This is a genomic window from Acidaminococcus fermentans (genome assembly GCF_009696675.1).
Classification (GTDB): domain Bacteria; phylum Bacillota; class Negativicutes; order Acidaminococcales; family Acidaminococcaceae; genus Acidaminococcus.
Map to the genome: position 1 here is coordinate 1 of NZ_VULN01000017.1, position 17,144 is coordinate 17,144.

15 protein-coding genes and 1 pseudogene are annotated in these 17,144 nt (G+C 42.5%); 1 reads left to right on the forward strand and 15 read right to left on the reverse strand.

Annotated elements, in window-relative coordinates:
- Window positions 1-236, forward strand: a 236-nt coding sequence (locus FX155_RS11585; RefSeq protein ID WP_229778524.1) for an ATP-binding protein, incomplete at its 5' end; no start/stop codon positions are given.
- 276 nt (window positions 237-512) lie between these two features.
- Here the strand turns inward: FX155_RS11585 and FX155_RS11760 are convergent.
- The 15 genes and pseudogenes from FX155_RS11760 to FX155_RS10260 all read right to left on the reverse strand — a co-directional run.
- Window positions 513-733 (reverse strand): annotated as a pseudogene (locus FX155_RS11760) (UDP-glucose 6-dehydrogenase); the annotation flags it as partial.
- Window positions 734-795: 62 nt separating this feature from the next.
- Window positions 796-2,157, reverse strand: a complete 1,362-nt coding sequence (locus tag FX155_RS10195) for a Gfo/Idh/MocA family oxidoreductase (protein WP_326831138.1) — start codon at window positions 2,155-2,157, stop codon at window positions 796-798.
- Window positions 2,158-2,177: 20 nt separating this feature from the next.
- Window positions 2,178-3,251: a pyridoxal-phosphate-dependent aminotransferase family protein gene (locus FX155_RS10200; protein ID WP_154488607.1), complete on the reverse strand. Its 1,074-nt coding sequence runs from the start codon at window positions 3,249-3,251 to the stop codon at window positions 2,178-2,180.
- 3 nt (window positions 3,252-3,254) lie between these two features.
- The gene (locus tag FX155_RS10205) at window positions 3,255-4,484 is read right to left on the reverse strand and encodes a Coenzyme F420 hydrogenase/dehydrogenase, beta subunit C-terminal domain (protein ID WP_154488608.1); all 1,230 of its coding nucleotides are present in this window, start codon (window positions 4,482-4,484) and stop codon (window positions 3,255-3,257) included.
- A 12-nt stretch (window positions 4,485-4,496) separates the two neighbouring features.
- Window positions 4,497-5,621, reverse strand: coding sequence for a polysaccharide pyruvyl transferase family protein (locus tag FX155_RS10210; protein ID WP_229778525.1), 1,125 nt, complete (start codon window positions 5,619-5,621; stop codon window positions 4,497-4,499).
- A 14-nt stretch (window positions 5,622-5,635) separates the two neighbouring features.
- The gene (locus FX155_RS10215; protein ID WP_154488609.1) at window positions 5,636-6,460 is read right to left on the reverse strand and encodes a LicD family protein; all 825 of its coding nucleotides are present in this window, start codon (window positions 6,458-6,460) and stop codon (window positions 5,636-5,638) included.
- Between the two features lie 16 nt (window positions 6,461-6,476).
- A complete protein-coding gene (locus FX155_RS10220; RefSeq protein WP_154488610.1) occupies window positions 6,477-7,709 on the reverse strand; it encodes an oligosaccharide flippase family protein in 1,233 nt (410 codons plus the stop codon).
- 580 nt (window positions 7,710-8,289) lie between these two features.
- Window positions 8,290-9,285: a glycosyltransferase family 2 protein gene (locus FX155_RS10225; protein WP_154488611.1), complete on the reverse strand. Its 996-nt coding sequence runs from the start codon at window positions 9,283-9,285 to the stop codon at window positions 8,290-8,292.
- Between the two features lie 26 nt (window positions 9,286-9,311).
- Window positions 9,312-10,433, reverse strand: coding sequence for an EpsG family protein (locus tag FX155_RS10230; RefSeq protein ID WP_154488612.1), 1,122 nt, complete (start codon window positions 10,431-10,433; stop codon window positions 9,312-9,314).
- A 39-nt stretch (window positions 10,434-10,472) separates the two neighbouring features.
- Window positions 10,473-11,585: a glycosyltransferase family 4 protein gene (locus tag FX155_RS11705; RefSeq protein WP_154488613.1), complete on the reverse strand. Its 1,113-nt coding sequence runs from the start codon at window positions 11,583-11,585 to the stop codon at window positions 10,473-10,475.
- 43 nt (window positions 11,586-11,628) lie between these two features.
- Window positions 11,629-13,029 carry a sugar transferase gene (locus tag FX155_RS10240; protein ID WP_154488614.1) on the reverse strand — a complete coding sequence of 467 codons (1,401 nt, stop codon included), beginning with the start codon at window positions 13,027-13,029 and terminating at the stop codon, window positions 11,629-11,631.
- Between the two features lie 70 nt (window positions 13,030-13,099).
- A complete protein-coding gene (locus tag FX155_RS10245) occupies window positions 13,100-13,816 on the reverse strand; it encodes a CpsD/CapB family tyrosine-protein kinase (RefSeq protein WP_154488615.1) in 717 nt (238 codons plus the stop codon).
- Window positions 13,804-15,252 (reverse strand): GumC family protein, encoded by a 1,449-nt coding sequence (locus tag FX155_RS10250; protein ID WP_154488616.1) that lies wholly within the window; start codon window positions 15,250-15,252, stop codon window positions 13,804-13,806. The genes FX155_RS10245 and FX155_RS10250 overlap by 13 nt, the downstream gene beginning before the upstream one ends.
- 14 nt (window positions 15,253-15,266) lie before the next feature.
- On the reverse strand, window positions 15,267-15,920 hold the full coding sequence (locus tag FX155_RS10255; protein WP_154488617.1) for a polysaccharide biosynthesis/export family protein: 654 nt from the start codon (window positions 15,918-15,920) through the stop codon (window positions 15,267-15,269).
- 420 nt (window positions 15,921-16,340) lie between these two features.
- Complete coding sequence (locus tag FX155_RS10260) at window positions 16,341-17,135, reverse strand: tyrosine-protein phosphatase (RefSeq protein ID WP_154488618.1); 795 nt, start codon at window positions 17,133-17,135, stop codon at window positions 16,341-16,343.
- Window positions 17,136-17,144: the final 9 nt, after the last annotated feature.

Here is a 17,144-nt window from a genome sequence, read left to right on the forward strand (position 1 = left end):
GATACAACAAGGGTGGTTATTACAACATGATCTTTACAAGCAACAAAACACCCTCTGAGTGGCGGGAATGTTTTAACGAAGATGATGCCCTGTTGTGTTCCTTGGACCGCATTTTCGATGATGCTGTGGTCTATATGATTAAAGGAAACAGCTACCGCGGGCAAATGCTTGAGACGTATACAGTCCAGGCAAACAAACCCAAAGAACCAATTTCAGCAACTATGCCTAAGATTTAAGCCCTAGGCCGAAGTGTATTCTAAGTTGTTGATCGTACCACATATTTAAGAATGGCGATTTCAATTGGGCTGAATTTGGCTAATTCAGCTGGGCTCTATTTGGCGATTTCAGACGGGCTCTAACACTATGGCCAAATTATTACGCTACAGTAATATTATATCATAGTTAAAATTAGCCATATGGAAAAAACTGTAATAAAACTTATATCTTGTCATAGTCCCTGTTTCAAAACGAAAACCGCCACCGCTCATCCCAGCGGTGGCATTCCCTTTTCCTCAATCTCTCCCAAACAAATCCCTGGTATAAACCTTCTCCTTCACATCATCCAAACAATGGATCATACCGATTGGCAATAATACTATTGCTTGCGGCCTTGAATTTCGCCAAATCATTTGACCACTACGCTGCCGAAGAAGGTCGTCCCCTCTTCTAGGGTGGGTTCATAGATGATGATTTGGGCTCCTTTGGCTTTGATTCGTTTCATTACGCTCTGAATAAAAATCGTTGGAACCTTTTCAAAAAAACAGCCCGGAATATTTCTATCCCAGGCTGCTTCTTTTAAATCTCTACAACATCCTTATGCATTTTGCAATCTTCTATAACCTTTGAAATGGCTAACGAAACTTTTTCGTCAATATAGGTACCATTTTTCTTCGTTTCAATAGATCTTACAAAAGCAACAACTTCGTATCGAATCCCTTCACCATCTAATTGATAAAAGTACCGCAGATTATCCTGGGGATTTTCATATCGCACTTCAAAATAATCAGTTTTCCACCAGGGAGCAGGAACATAAATATATCCTTTTTCACCAGTGATTATTAATTCACCTTCAGATTTTGCAGCCTTAGCTACCTGTACAGTAGCCGTAGCATGAGGGTAGAGGAAGTTTATCTTGGTATATCCATCATATTTTTTTGCTTCGTCTAAGTAATGGGAAACAATCAATTTCTGGGAATAATCCGTTCCCAGTAACTGAAATACCGGAAGCATTGCTGTTGGGCCCCATGCTTCCATACTATTCCAGTGCCAGTTCAACTTTGCGCCAGGTTCACCCATACCATCCTTCAAACTGGTACAGGTCGCGTCTATAGAAACGATTCTACCAATACGACCGCTTTGAGCTACTAATAAAACACGTTCGTATGCTGTAGCATACGCAGTCTTAATAGCTTCCATCAGGATACAACCCTGCTTTTCAGCAAGAGAAAACAATTCCTGCGTATCTTTTACAGATTCCGTGATTGGAGCCTCACAGAGTACGTTTTTCTTCTTATTCAATGCTTTTTTTATTTGCTCATAGTGCTGCTCCGGCTTGGAAATGATATATACTGCATCTACCTTATCAAGAAAATCATCATATTGATCTGTCAAAAAAGGAATTTCTAAATTTTTGTCTGCCGCCTGTTTTTGGATGCTATCAAACTGGTTACGCTCCGTACAAATTCCGCCGAAATAGAGTCCATTGACAAATTTGCATTCATTGACAAATTTCCACCAAAAAGAAGTTTGCCCCATAATACCAATAGATAGTTCGTTTTCCTTAGCACGCAGCTGTGAACTAGAAATACCTTCCGTTCTGGGAAGATAAATAACATCACAATATTGCTTTAAATAATCAAATTTCCCTTTCCAATCAGAGCCAACAGTAAAAACATCAACACCATACCGTTTGATATCATCAATCTTCTGGCCTTCATATTCTTCTACGATGATTTTATCAGCTAAGCCAGTTGCCTTTACAGCAGCCATGCGTTCCATGAGAGATTGCTTGTTGTTGATTTTTCCTCGCGTCTTATCGTAGTCATCTGAGGTAACCCCTACAATAAGATAATCTCCTAACGCCTTAGCTCGTTCTAATAACCGTATATGGCCATAATGAAGTAAATCATACGTTCCATAGGTTATAACTGTTTTCACAATAGAATTTCCTCTCTATTTTAGATCAAATTTCTTTTCTGCAAATCTTCAAAAGCAGCAATTAACGTATCATAATCCTTCTTGGTCAGAGCCCCTAAATGTCCTACACGGAAAATACGATCTTTTAATTCTCCTCCATTGGGACAGATCCAAATATGATATTCATCTTTTAATCTTAAAAAAATATCATTGGCAGACGCCGTAACAGGATGTAAAGGCGTTACTGCATTAGACATAGATTCAGATACAAATTCAAAAGGAAGATCTTTGATTCGTTCTCTAAAATAATGGGCTAGAGCTGCAATTCGTTTTTGTTCTGCCTCTACTCCACCATTCTGGTCAATTTCCTGAAGGCGAGCATGAATCTGGCGAAGAATGCCTACTGCAGGTGTAAAAGGAGTCTGCCCTCGTTCAGCGTTTTTCAATGCATCTTTTAAATCAAAATACATACATGGGCACTCTATTTCTTCCACTCGTTTTACAGCTCGAGAAGACAATACAATAATAGAAATACCTGGAGGGCAGGCCAATGCCTTTTGTGAACCTGTAATCATCACATCCACATGAAGTTTCTCCATATCAAAAGGATCTGCCAGAAAAGAACTGATAGAATCTGCAATCAGAAAGAGATTGTTTTCTTTGCAGAATTTACTAATCATACTCATATCATACAGAGTACCTGTAGAGGTTTCGTCTATATTAACTAAAAATGCCGTATAACCTTTCCCACTAAAAGGTTTAAGCATTTCTTCTCTTAATGCCTGCCCAATATTTAATTTGATTTCAGTATGAGGAATATGATGCCGTTCACAAAGCAGAACAAACCGATGGCCAAAACTACCACCATTCACAACGAGGACTTTATCCTTATCTGACAAAGTATTCATTACTGTTGCTTCCATTGCTGCCGTTCCAGATCCCGTAATAAACACGACTCGGGCATCATCGGCTGCTTTGGAAAATTTTTTCATGTACTGCTCATTCTCCAACATGATTTGAGAAAATTCAGCTGTTCTAAAATAGGGTACCTGCTCCGCACCAATCTCGCATACATTCTGATTTGCTTGTACAGGACCGACAGTAAAGTTCAACATGATTTATTTACCCTCTTTCTTTTGACCATGGAATATATTCCACACCAGAATCTTTTGCCTATTTCCCCATATATATTTTTGCCAAAGCAATTTCAGGGAAGGACCCGAATACCATTTATCACATAATTGCTCATAGGACAACGATTTCAAATCGGACATGAATTCTTCTCTCTTGGGATTGGATTCAATACATTTTCTCATAGGGCTCTGATATTTTAATGCCGTAGAAAAATCTAAGCTGTGTCCATACATTTTTTTCTTTGCCTTATCGAATACATCCTTGCCCTTTTGTGTGTTGCAAACAATCAAAGAAGCTCCTCCATTGTCTCCATATAATTCCGGACAATATAAATGTACACCCCACAAATCCCCCAAGGTAATATCAGCACCTCTTTGAGGCCTGGTAAATGGGCACTGATAGCAGGAAGGCCGACTCATTAAATGGCTCAACCACAGTTTCCAGAAAGGATTAAACCAACGATCCTGTTTTATCGTCTTGCCATTTTCAAGTATTACAGACATCACTTGAAAATCCCATTTCCCCTTAAAAAGACTCCGGTTCCATTTTACATCGGTATCTCTATAATCGATTGATTTGATTGCAGCATGGTACTTCTTTTTGAAATAATTATTCTTACTCTCCATGAACAGTGGACTGGGAACACCTTCGCAGATAACCTCTATTGTTAGTAATTTGCTACACTCTTTATCTTTGAGAAATGTTCGTAATCCAGCAATCTGACAGGGTGTTCCTGAAAACAGGACTTTTTTACCTTCTTTTAAAAATTGTTCTGCTTTCTTATAACTATCACCTATTCTGCTCTGCAAATACTTCGATTTTCTAAAAATACTTGCATTATCTAATTTATTGACAGCTGTATGATAAACGTACAATCCTTGCGCAACAGCTCCAAAAATCACGGAATCATCTTCAAACCAGCTTTCCAGGATTGCCGTAAACGCTCCACCAGAAGTACTCTGATTTCTAACATCCCAACTATTATAATATCCACCAAATGTATATTGGGAATCCTGATAAAACGGTGGCAACTGTTCCACAGGACATACTTTTAAACACTTCCCGCAATGAATACATATAGACTCATCAATGCTCGGATAGCGAAATTTCTCATCATCTTCCTGCATTTGAATTGCATTCACTGGACAAATTTGTGCACATGCTTCACAGCCAAAGCACTGGGATTTATTTCCTGTCTGAAGATACCCTTTCATTTTTCTCCTTAGTCAGTTCGAAAATCCTTCAATTTCCTTCTTAAGAAATTCTAATGATTCTTCTCTCTCCGATTCAATAATGGAATGAACCTTATCATAATCTATAGGTACTTCTACTAAATCTCGGTCGTACGAATTCAATCGATCATATAACCCTAAAAGCTGTAACAGTTCTTTATTCTTCGTATCACACTGTTCCCGAGAAAAAATAGCAAAAGGCCGTTTGTATTGAATACTAAAGATCATACCATGATATGAATTGGTAATGACAAATTCAGCATTTTTAACCAAAGACAGAAACTCTTCTACACCCGCTTCATAAAACATTTGGTGTTTCTTAGCATTTACAGCTCTCAAACTAATTTCAACTATTTTCCAGTGATGTTCCTGGGCCATTTTTTCAACATAGCTTTCCATTTTCGGGTTATAGCGTCTGGAATAATACAAAATATATTTATCTTTTATCAACCTGGGAACTGTTAATTTTTCATCATAGACTTTTACTGGCAACAACAGCGTAGGATCAAGCACTCTTTGTACAGCAACATCTGTATGTTTCCTGATATATGGCACCATCTCTTGCTCTCTTAACCCAATTGCCTTGAAGTTTTTGATTCTTTGATTTAATATGTCATAATCGGCTTCTTTAAAATGAGAATCGCCAAAACTAGCTGCATAAGCAACCGAATATCCATTTTTCATGCAAGGGTAATTTGCATAGTAACCATCATCAAAGTCAAATTCATCAATACAAAAAATCGTATCACTTCCGCAAACAAATCCATTAAGTTGTTCGTTTTCCATGATATCATCAAAATTTTCTGCCGTATATTTCTCCCTGGTCCGATTGAATCGATTCGTATAAAAATCTTGAAACTTTTTATAATTGACCTGGATTGCAGGTAAGCTTAACTCACACATCCTTCTGGATTCTTCATCTTTATCCCATAGATTCCCAAAAGGCATTAATGGATTTTTATCTTTCAAAACTTCAGGACAGTAATCAACCAGTACTGCGTGCCATTTATTTTTGCCAATTAAGTTTATAGCCTGGTGCAATGCCCAGCTTTGCAAAGCTGATCCATAGTTTGTAAAATTGGCATAAATATTATAGCTGACAGTTCCAAAACGAAGCATACTTATTTTCCCTCCTATCCTAATTTTAATTCTACAATATCATGATGGCCCTCCCGTTGTTCCAGCGGTGGGAGCTGCATATAATCACCATAAAAATTTCTCAGGAGTTTATCGTATTCTGCTGGAATATAAAATTCGGCATCTTCAAATTGATGTAAGATAACCTGTTTCACATAGGCTTCAGGAATAGGATGATTTTCATCATAAGTTTCGCAAGAATTAAATATCAACTTAGAATCAGTTTTATTCGAACTCTGTACATATTTTCTATACACTTTTTTCATATAATTAAAATCAAAAAATTTAGCCATGAATCTAAATGGAAGGTAACGAACCCATGAAAATAAATTGATTCTATTAACTTCTTTCCAGGGGGTTAATCCACTTTTTGCTATAAGCATTCGCAGCAAAATCTGCATTGAAAATTTAACCTTAATAAGATCTAGCTTATTAACAGGGAATTTATCATACGCAAATATATCGACAAAAATCCCATGATGGATATTTGCCTCTTGTGAACCTGCTTCAACCAATAGCGTATTATCTTTTCTAATTTTAGTATATGGCTGTCCAAAATTTGGCTCATATTCCCAATTTTGCAGATGAAATCCTTTTTTCAATTCTTTTGGTGCTATTTTTAAAAATCGATTATAATCTTCTCGCATCATAGCAATATCAACATCGTCATCCCAAGGAATAAACCCTTTATGACGTATTGCTCCAATCAAAGTTCCACCTGTAAGCCAATACTTGATTTTATTTTTTTGACATACTCGGTGTATTTCTTTTAACATATCAAGTTCAATCAATTGAAGTTTTCTTAATTCTGTTTGATCCATTTTCTTTTTCCTCTATTCAGCCATAAAATTTATCTTTATATAAAATGAAAAAGCAAAATCGTATTAAAAAAAGAGTAAACTCTGTAAATCCACGCAGCCAAGCAACTGCTGTCAATGTAAAATTATGAAAAATAATCAGCAATACAAGACCGATTATCTGAATCAGACTCGAAGCAATAGTCGAAAAGGTAACCCTTGAAGCTTCATTTATGGCACCTAAAGCTGGCCACCCAAATAGCATCGCTGGAAAACCAAAAAAAAGTACAGGAATCAATAATTTCAATAAATAGGCAGCAGTTTCATAATTAGGTCCATTTATGATGTTAATAATACGAGAAGCGAAAAAGAAAGTAAAGACACACCCACATACAACTAATGGCATAAAGACCTTTAGTAATTTTAAAATAACACGATAGGAAGGTTTTTTAGCCATTTGCGGATAAGCACCACTGATAACAGGATTATACAATGCCTGGGCTGCGCCAACCATTGTCATTGCAACACTCCAATACGCTATATCTTTCGAACTCGGTATATATATACCTATAAGCATCGTGTTTAAGATATTAAAGGCAGTAGTAGCCATATTCGATAAAAAATAAATAAACGAATTCTTAATTGTTTCAATGATATCCCTAAAAGAAGAAACTCTCAGAACGAGATTATATTTTTTTACTTCATAACCAACAAAAATTATGGCTATACATGAACTGATGATGTCTAACAAGGGAATCCATAATATATCTTGATCACCTTTAACCATTAAAAATGTTATAGCTGTTGATATTCCCTTCATAATAACAAACCGAAGAGATATCAGCTGCATTTCTTCTATCCCTCTAAAAAAGAAATCTAATAAAAAGATAGAACATACCACAGCAGCAAATGATAATAATGAATATAACTTATTCTGCTGAAGGATTGGAATTATATTGCAAAAGAAAATGAATAGGCAAAAAGCTATTCCAGCTAAAATTAGTTTGGCAACAATAACATTTCCTGTGATAACTCCAATACGTTTTTTATCTCCATTACTTTGTGCAATATCTTTTACGGCAGATAATCCAAAGCCAAAATCGACAAAAATTTGCAAGTATGTATTGACTGCTTTAATATATGTAACAATGCCATAAGCATCTACTGACAAACAGTGTGTTAAATATGGAAAAGTTAGTAAGGGAAATATCATTTGTGCTGTACTTAAAAAATATAAGTGCACAATATTTGAAGTGAGTTTATTCTTAAACAATTTTTACTCCTTCTCTATTGAACAGTCTCTCAAATAAAATTTATGTTCTTTCACACATTTTTGAGGGATACAAAATAAAGCAATAGGTAGAAATAATTACTAAATTAATCTAAAAAAGTATTGTATTGGTCGTTTTTATATCCACTTGCCTTGCTCTTATTGTTGTACCCTGCTAATCGGCCAGTGTTAACAGAATATTCGGCATGGTTTACGAGGTCATTGATTTACCTGTTCTTTCGCTTAGTGAACCGAATTATCAATGCCATTATCCCACTCGGCCTTAAGCCAGTGTTTTCATCCCTTAACAGCTTTATCATAGTTGATTATAGTATGGATATAGCTTGATTATTTTCTTCATAGCATAACAAATTACCACGATTTCATACATAAATTGACTTCAATAATGTATTCAGTAGAGGCCATCTCATTCCGTTTTTACTTTGGTGGGGATCTTAATATTTTAGAAGATATATATACTCGTTGGAATTGTCTGTAGCTTGAATTAAACTTTAAATAAGATAGAAATCGAATGCTGCCATTATTAAACATAGCATATCACATTCATATTTTCCTAAATAATTTAAATGTAATGAGAAATAATTTTCATTGCTCGAATTAAGCGATATTTCAATAAGATTCGAGGAATTTGCTCTAAACAAAACATATCAAAATGTGCATGATTTATATAGGACTGGAAGTCGGGTTTATTCAATTCTTCAATTATATCTTTCCGTATTCTTGAAAATTCTCCATTCGTTTGCAAATGGGATTTTGCCACATTAAACAAATCATGACACATATAGCGATTGATTTGCATCGAAAAGTCATATCCATAACTTAAATTTTCATTCCATACCTTTTCTAATAAACGCAAAGCATTCCAATCAAAACCTTTTTTCCTGGATTTCGTCATTGATTGAGCATTCCAACGATAATAATAAAAGCATTCCGGCATTATATAAATTGTATTAGCTTGACTAATGAAGGGGTAGGAAACTGCTGCATCTTCGCCCAGAGAAAGACAATCTGGAACTGTCATTTGATAGAATTGATAAGCTTCTCTTTTCATGGCTTTTCCCCACAAATTAGGAGGAAATCTTTTGCCATTTGAGCCCTTTATTAATGCTGGATAAATTTTTTGTTGAATATCAGAAATTCTGTATATCCCAGGTTCATAATCCAATTGCTTGCTTTCATATTTTCCCTCAGAATTTCCTTGATACATTCCATAGCAAATCATTTCAACATCATCGTTTTGTGCTATTACCTCTGTCAATGCCGCTAATAAGCCAGGAGCAATCCAATCGTCTCCATCCACTGGAAGAATATAGGCTCCACTAGCAAGAGCAGCTCCGGCTTTGCGTGCACTGACTAATCCGCCATTGGATTTATGAATAACTTTAATTCTAGAATCTTTATTAGCATATATATTACAGATTTTTCCCGATTGATCTTTAGATCCATCATCAACAAGAATCAACTCAAAATTTTTATAATTTTGTCCCAGTATGCTTTCAATACATTGGGGAAGAAATTGTGCTACTCCATATATAGGAACAACAATAGAAAACAGCATTTGTATTCACCCTACTCATAAAGATTTTAAAATAACCACGTTTTATAAGGTAAAACATCTCCCAAATTACTATAAGCCCAAAGAAAATAATATGCGCTCATTCCCAAAATCAAAAAAATTGAGAAGAACAATTTTGTTTTCAGTTTTAAAGTATTTTGCACATATGGGATTAAACTGATAAAAAAACATTCATACGGCAACGTAATTCGATTTATCATAGTATTGGTTGCGGATCCAATGCCCAAAACAACACAAAAAACTGCTCCTGGGATAAAAGCGTCGAATATCGTATTTTCAACAGTCTTATGCTGCATTTTTTTCTTGATAAAATGAATAAGTAATACTAAACCAAGCGCCATATAAGCAACTATTATTTTCCCGCCACCAGTATTTTCCAGAAGATTATCTCCAGAAATTCCCTGTGTGTATATTGCATAATGCGGAAAAAACGTACTGAAAATATTTGCTACTTCTAGCAAACCAACTGAAAGCATCAGCGCACTAAATAATGAAATTAAATAAAGTTTAGTATAGGTTCGACAGTGTTTAACAAGCCATAAGCCCAAAACTGCCGGAAAAAATGAAGCTAACGAATTATGAATCCATATTGCAAAGAAAAATAGTCCCCATCCCATGATGCTTTTTGCATTTTTATAAATCAGGACAAAAGCATTGATGGCAAGAACAATCCCGACAAATTGACGGCTTATATTAAAAGACATAAAATACAAATTTAACGTCAAAAAAAGAAAGGTGGAAAGCCAGACTTTTACAGATGTTTTATAAATAAAAAAAGCAAAGCCCAGAGAAACAATGGTAGAAGTGTATAAAACGTACATCTCCATCCTATCATGAAAAAAACCTAAAAAATATGAAAGTAGGTTTATTCCAACTTTCCAGAAACCATCTTGCAGAAGATATGAAAGAGAGGGAGCTCCGGCAGCCGATATAAAATAGCTTGCATTGGCATACGTATCAGTTCCTACACTTAAAGCACGAAATGCCATTACGAACCATACAGGGATAAAAGCAAGAAAGAGACAAAGAGCCCGTCCAGAAAGGATTTTTTTCCCACCCCATAAAAGATTTTTAGATTCAATTTGGGAACATATCAGGATCCATATCAATAAAATCGCATAGACTGCCATGAATTCACTCCCTTTCTTTTTTGCATGACCCTTTTGGCTTTATTTTATAATGGACTGGTAAACCGAAAATATTTGATCTGTCATATTTTTAATCATGAAGTCCTGTTCGTAATGTTTACGAGCATTCAATGCCATTTTTTTTAGATATGAAGGATTTTCTGCTATTTGATTTAATAGATTCAAAACACGATGATCATCTCTAGGAATCAGCCATCCATTTCTGCCATCAGAAACCGCTTCTCTAACTCCCCCTACATCAGAAGCCATTACAGGCAGCCCTGCTCTCATTGCTTCTATGATGCTGATAGGAAATCCTTCCCAATTACTCAAAAGAAGAAATAAATCATAATTGGGTAAAAGTTTTTCTACATCTGTTCTGGCCCCTAAAAAGGTAACATAGTTTTCTATGCCCATCTTTTTCGTCTGTGATACCGCTTGAGCAAACAAAGGTCCGTCCCCAATAAAAGTCAAATGCAATTTAATTCCTTGGCAAACTGCGTTATTGACAACGTTTAAAGTTTCCAGGATTTTTTTTTGGGGGGAAAACCTTGCTACAGTCACAATTTCAAGAGCCATTTCTTTTTCATCATCAAATTCTTTCCAGTTCTTTTGAAAAGCCGTATCTGGTATACAATTATGAACTGTAACCAACTTATCCTTTAGTTGAGGTATTTCTCGTAAGGCAAGATTCTTATCATACTCTGAAACACAGATAATTTTTTTGCACCATTTTCCAGCTATTTTTTCGATCAGCCGGTAAATTTTTCTTTTTGTTTCCGGAACACCGTCTGTAAAAGCCCATCCATGTGCCGTAAAAACAGAAGGAATACCACACTGTCTTGCTGCCCAGCGCCCTAAAATCCCGGCTTTGCTGGAATGACAGTGAACCAGATCAGGGCGAATATGGCAAAAAAGATTTTGAAGTTCCTTATTAGCTTTCCAGTCATGAGTTGGTGAAATCTCTCGTACTATATCTGGGATAATATGTGTTTCTATGCCAAGATTCTGTGCCTGTTCCGTCAGCCACCCCTGTTTTCCTGTCACAAGAACAGGAATCACCTGATACATAGCCCGCATATTTTTCATTAACTCATAAACATGGCTTTGTGCTCCGCCTAAATCAGGAAGCGTGATTACATAGGCAACTTTCACTTTTCTTCTCCTCTATTTCTTACGATGAAAGATTAATTGTTGCTTAACCATTCATTCTCTCCCGCACATGCACCGGCTTCACTTCCGCCGTCACCTGTCCTTCTGCCACTCCTTCGGTGCTGTCCTTCATGAACAGGATCTTCACGGTGGCGAAGATGATCTTGAAGTCTTCGAACAAACTGGGTTTGGCGATGTACATCAGGTCCAGGAGGAGTTTGTCATAGGGGGTGGTGTTGTACTGGCCGTAGACCTGGGCGTAGCCTGTGAGGCCGCATTTGGCCTGGAGCCGCAGGTTCCATTCGGGCATGGCTTTGGCGTACTGGGCGGAGATTTCCGGTCGTTCGGGCCGGGGCCCCACGATGGCCATGTCGCCTTTCAGGATGTTCAGCAGCTGGGGCAGTTCGTCGAAGCGGACGGCCCTAATGAAGCGGCCCACTTTGGTGACCCGGGGGTCGTTTTCGCCGGTGCTGAGCCGGGCTACCCCGTCTTTTTCAGCATCCATGCGCATGCTGCGGAATTTCAGCACCTGGAAGACTTTGCCGTCTTTGGTGAGACGGGCCTGGCGGTAGAAGATGTCGCCTCCGTCGGTCATTTTGATGGCCACGGCCACGGCGGCCATAATGGGCGCAAAGAGTACCAGGGCCACCAGGGACAGGACGATGTCGTAAAGGCGTTTGAAGAAAAGGAATTCGGGGGACGGGTTGTACCGCTGGACGGCCATCATGGGCAGATGGAACAGATGGACTTTTTTGGCGCTGTCCATGATCACGTCCCCGATCCGGGGAATTACATAGGTGCCGATTTTGTGAGCCACGCAGTATTTGGTCACCAGGTTCCGGTTGTGGCTGTGGAGGCCGCAGCAGAACACCACTTCAGCCTGTCCGATGGTGCCGGGGATATCCTTCAGGCATTCCTCCACCGGGACTACGGACTGGACATCGAAATGGACGTCCATGCCATACTGCTTCACCAGTTTGTTCACGTTCTGGCCCTGGCCCAGGATCACCACGGTCTTTTTGGGCGGGAACTCCCGGAAGTACCACTGGTGGGCCGCCACGGTCCACAGGGTGATCAGGAAGAACTGGAGCAGGAAGGTGGGCACAAAGGGGAAGAAGCTGATGTAGTGCCGGTTGATCAGGATGGTGATGAGATACAGGATACCGTCGCTGATCAGGGCGGCCAGGGCCTGGCTGTACACCAGCTCGTAAATGCGGCTGATGGGCAGGCTGTAGCCGTTGTACAGATGGGATGTAAAGTAGTAGAACAGGCCGAACAGGAACACCATGATCAGGTTGCCTACGTAGTAGAAGGGATGGGTGATCTGGCTGGCATAGAAGTAGGACCAGCAGAGCCAGAAGGCCCCGGTGACCAGCAGGATGTTGAAGCCGTTGAGAAGTTCCTGTTGTATTTTTTTGTGCATGGATGTGGTCATGAAACGGTTCATGGTTGACCTCCTGTTCGTTCATCGTTCATCGTTTGTCGTGGGGCGGGCCTGCGGCCCCTACGGCCCCTCTTTACTCTTTTGCCTTTTTCTTGTGATGCTTCACATGGTTCTCATCGTAATAATCGTAATAGTAATAGCCGTATCCGTAGCCTTTGTGCTGCTGGGGAACGCCGTTTAAGACTACCCCCAGGATGTTGGCTTTGCCGGCCTGGAGCCGTTTTTTGGCTTCCTGGACTTCTTCGGGAGCCACCATGCCGGAACGGACCACCAGAACCACGCCGTCGGCCAGGTTCCCCAACAGAGCGGCGTCGGTAACGGCCAGCACCGGGGGCAGGTCGATGAGCACATAGTCATAGGCTTTGCCCGCCTGGTCCAGCAGCTGTTCCATTTTTTCCGATCCGATAAGCTCGGAGGGATTGGGCGGCACCGGGCCGCTGGTCAAAAGATCCAGGTTGGGGAACACTTCCGGATGGACCACCTGGGCAAAGGGGACTCCCTGGGCCAGGCAGTTGGTGACCCCCTGGTTGATGACCCCGAAGTTCTTGTGCTGGACCGGCTTCCGCAGGTCGCAGTCCACCAGGAGGACTTTTTTCCCGTCCTGGGCCAGGGTCAGGGCCATATTGGAAATGGTGGTGGACTTCCCTTCCCCAGGGACGCTGGAGGTGAAGCAGATGTATTTCAGGTCCTGACCGGCTCCTGCAAACTGGAGGTTGGTCCGGATGGCCCGGTAGGTTTCCGCAATGGGAGACTTGGGGTCAATTTCCACAATGAGTTTTATTTCTTCCATAATTTCCTCCGCAGGCCGGCCCAGAATCCTTCTTCTTCCGGCTGTTTATGGTCTCCCGCTTCCGGGATCACCCCCAGGACGGGCAGTTCCAGATACTGTTCCACGTCAGCAGCAGTACGGATTTTCCGGTTCAGCAGGGTCCGGGCAATGGTAAAGCCGGTGCCTCCAAAGAGACCCAGGAACAGGGCCAGCACCAGGGTCAGCAGCTTCCGGGGTTTGATGGGTTTGTCCGGCAGGGTGGCTTCGTCCACCACCTGGACTTCGGTAGGCACCATCACTTCCGCCACTTTGGCTTCTTCCAGCCGTTTGGCCAGCATCACGTAGATTTCCTGGGCTACGTCCGCATCCCGTTTCACCTGCAGGTAACCCTGCTGGGTCTGGGGCAGCTTGGCGATTTCGTCAGCGTTCTTCTTTTCCAGCTGGTCGATGGCGGAATTCTTCCCCTGGGCCACGGCGATCAGGGCTTCGTTGGTGAATTTGTCACTGAGGAGCTTCTGCTGGACGGTGCTGGAAGAGGGCGCCTTCTGGGCGATGATGGCCTGGATCTCCCGGCGGAGACTGTAGCGGGCGGCCCCGATCTGCCGGTTGATTTCCTTCATTTTAGGGTTCTCGCTGGTGTATTTTCCGGTGTAACCGGCCTTTTGGGTTTCCAGATCCACCAGCTTGTTCTTGGCCTGCTGGATGGAAGGGCTGTCGGCCAGGGAGGCCCCGGCTCCGGACAGCTGGTCGTTGATGGACCCCAGGGCGGCCTGGGCGGTTTCCATATCCAGTTTGTTCTGGGCCTTGACTTTGTCCAGGTCGGTGATCCGTTCCGCCAGGCTCTTCATCTGGTTGTCGGTGGAGAAGATCTTGTGCTTCACCTGGTAGTTTTTCAGTTTGGTTTCCGCATCATCCAGCTCTTTTTTGGAAGATTTCACCCGTTGTTCCAAAAATTCCCGGGTGGCGGCGGATTCCGCATGGGACAGCTCCGTCAGCCGGTCCAGGAACCCCTGGACCAGCAGCTGGTTGGCTTCCTGGGCCTGTTCCGGGGTCTTGCCGGTTACGTCCACTTCCAGGATTTCCGTATCCTTGTAGGGCTTGGTGATGATGTGAGCTTTCACATAGTCCTCGTACCGGGGATACTTGCCGTCTTTTTCCTCTTCGGTCTGTTCGATCACCGGGATCACCACATGGCGGCTTTTGAGGATTTCCGCATGGGTGTTCATCTGCTGTTTGGTGAGCTGGGCGTTGCCCATGGGCAGCTGTTCCATAATGGAACTGGACAGGCCTTTTTCCTGTTTGATCCGCAGCAGGGCGGTGGATTGGTAGGTATTGGGGACAATGAGCAGATAGGCCACGGCCAGGCCCAGGAACCCGCCAGTAATCTTGGCGATGGTTTTCTGGTTGGTCCGGACGATCTGCCACAGTTCCCGCAAATCGATTTCCTGTTCGTTCAAGATGGTTTCTCCTTTTAATCGTTGTTGTCCTTGATTTCCGAAATCATGTAAGCACCGCTGAGGAACGGAGCAATATCCCGGGCAAAGTCGATCCGGCCGTTCTTGGTGAGATACAGGATGTCCCCTTCCTTCAGGACCAGGTTGTCCTTCAGGTTGCCGGTTTTCAGCATATTGTTCAGGTTGATCTTGATGGCCTTGTTGGTGTCGTCCTGGTGGATCAGGAACACCTTCTTCTTGGCCGCATCCCAGGTGAAGCCCCCGGAAGCCCCCAGAGCGTCCATAATGGTGTGGCTCTTGGTAAGTTCATAGGTGCCGGGCTTCTTCACTTCTCCAAATACATGGACCCGGATGCCCCCCAGTTTCACGATGTTCACGGTTACGTCCGGTTCCACATAGTACCGGGAAAGGCCGTTCCGGAGATATTGGGTGAACTGGTCCACGGTCATGCCGCTGGCGTTGATTTCCCCCACCAGAGGAAAGGAAACGGTGCCGTCAGGACGGACGGTGTAGGGTGTCTCCTGGGAATTCTGGAGATTGGAGCTGATGTCCTGCTCCTGAACGACGACGATATTCAGCTGATCCCCCGGGCGCAGAGTGTATTCTTCCGCCCCGGCAGGAAGGGCAAGAGAAGCCAGGGCAAAAGCCATGGCCAGGATTTTCTTCTTCATGGAGCCTCCTTGGAGTCGTTGGTTTCTTGCAGAAAAGTATTTCTGTAAATACCAATATTTGTACAGGAAAATCATTCTATTTTGTCACAAAGCAAGAGGGGCACAGATAAACGCCTGTACCCCCCCCGAAAAGTTGTTCGCAAGTTCTTTATTCTGTTGACGGAAGACCGCATTTGTTCTTCCTTTACAGGCAACTGTCCAATATACCATATACTTCCGTATAATGAGATATATAGTAGTATAGCAAAAGAATGGACCGTCTGCAACTCAAATTTGACAGATTTGAAAACCAGGTGAATTTTAATCGAGAATTGATGATTTTTAGGTGTATTTTGTTGCTTTTTTCACCAGGGAGGGGAAGTTTTCCATCTGCTTTTATTGTACAAAAAACAGTGGGTAAAAATCCTCCCTGAATAGGATTCAGCCAAAAATTTTTGCCCAGAACCCCCGTTTTTTCCGTGGGGGCTCGTGAGGCGGGTCGGGGTAGAACACCTTCCCCTGGGTCAGGAGCCGGCTGTGGCCATCGCAGGAGGCCAGGAAATCCGTCCCCCCGGCCAAGGCAAGGACGGCTTCCCGGGCCTTCCGGGTGTCGGGATTCCGCCAGTCGGTCCGATGGGCATCGCTGCCCAGGAAGTGGATCATCCCCCGGTCCAAGAGCCAATGGACGCTGCGGAGGGCGGATTCTCCGAAATCCCCGGTAAAACTGCCCCAGTTGCTCTGGAGCAGGATCCCCTTCTCCACCCACTGGCGGACCGCATCGGGATGGGACATGATGTGCCGGTACCGTTCCGGATGGGCCAGGATGGGCAGATAGCCACGGAGCTGGAGCTGGTACAGCAGGTTCCAGGTTTCCAGGGGAGCGGCGGTGGGCAGCAGTTCCACCAGAAGGTAGGCGGTGCCGGCCAGGCAGTAGGCTTTGCTTTCCCCGGGCCCGGGAAGGTAGTTGAGGGTGTCTGCATCCAGGCTCACCTCAGCCCCCGGGTGGAGGCGGATGGGGATCCGGGCCTCGTCCGCAGCCTGCTGGAGCTGGGACAGCCGTTCCGTGATGGTATCCCAGTCCGGGCAGATGCCCCGGCGGTGGAAATGGGGGGTGGCAAAAAGCTCCCCGGTCCCCGCCTCCGCCGCCTGGCGCAGCATGGCCAGGGACATGGAAAGGTCCCGGGAACCGTCGTCCCCGGGGATGTTGTACAGGATGTGAGAGTGAAGATCGAACATGGTTGATAC

What these genes read in the sequence shown, in the direction of transcription:
- FX155_RS10200 (WP_154488607.1), bottom strand. Translation starts at nt 3,251, where the DNA reads ATGTTGAACTTTACTGTCGGTCCTGTACAAGCAAATCAGAATGTATGC.
- FX155_RS10205 (WP_154488608.1), bottom strand. Translation starts at nt 4,484, where the DNA reads ATGAAAGGGTATCTTCAGACAGGAAATAAATCCCAGTGCTTTGGCTGT.
- FX155_RS10210 (WP_229778525.1), bottom strand. Translation starts at nt 5,621, where the DNA reads ATGCTTCGTTTTGGAACTGTCAGCTATAATATTTATGCCAATTTTACA.
- FX155_RS10215 (WP_154488609.1), bottom strand. Translation starts at nt 6,460, where the DNA reads ATGGATCAAACAGAATTAAGAAAACTTCAATTGATTGAACTTGATATG.
- FX155_RS10225 (WP_154488611.1), bottom strand. Translation starts at nt 9,285, where the DNA reads ATGCTGTTTTCTATTGTTGTTCCTATATATGGAGTAGCACAATTTCTT.
- FX155_RS10230 (WP_154488612.1), bottom strand. Translation starts at nt 10,433, where the DNA reads ATGGCAGTCTATGCGATTTTATTGATATGGATCCTGATATGTTCCCAA.
- FX155_RS10240 (WP_154488614.1), bottom strand. Translation starts at nt 13,029, where the DNA reads ATGAACCGTTTCATGACCACATCCATGCACAAAAAAATACAACAGGAA.
- FX155_RS10245 (WP_154488615.1), bottom strand. Translation starts at nt 13,816, where the DNA reads ATGGAAGAAATAAAACTCATTGTGGAAATTGACCCCAAGTCTCCCATT.
- FX155_RS10255 (WP_154488617.1), bottom strand. Translation starts at nt 15,920, where the DNA reads ATGAAGAAGAAAATCCTGGCCATGGCTTTTGCCCTGGCTTCTCTTGCC.
- FX155_RS10260 (WP_154488618.1), bottom strand. Translation starts at nt 17,135, where the DNA reads ATGTTCGATCTTCACTCTCACATCCTGTACAACATCCCCGGGGACGAC.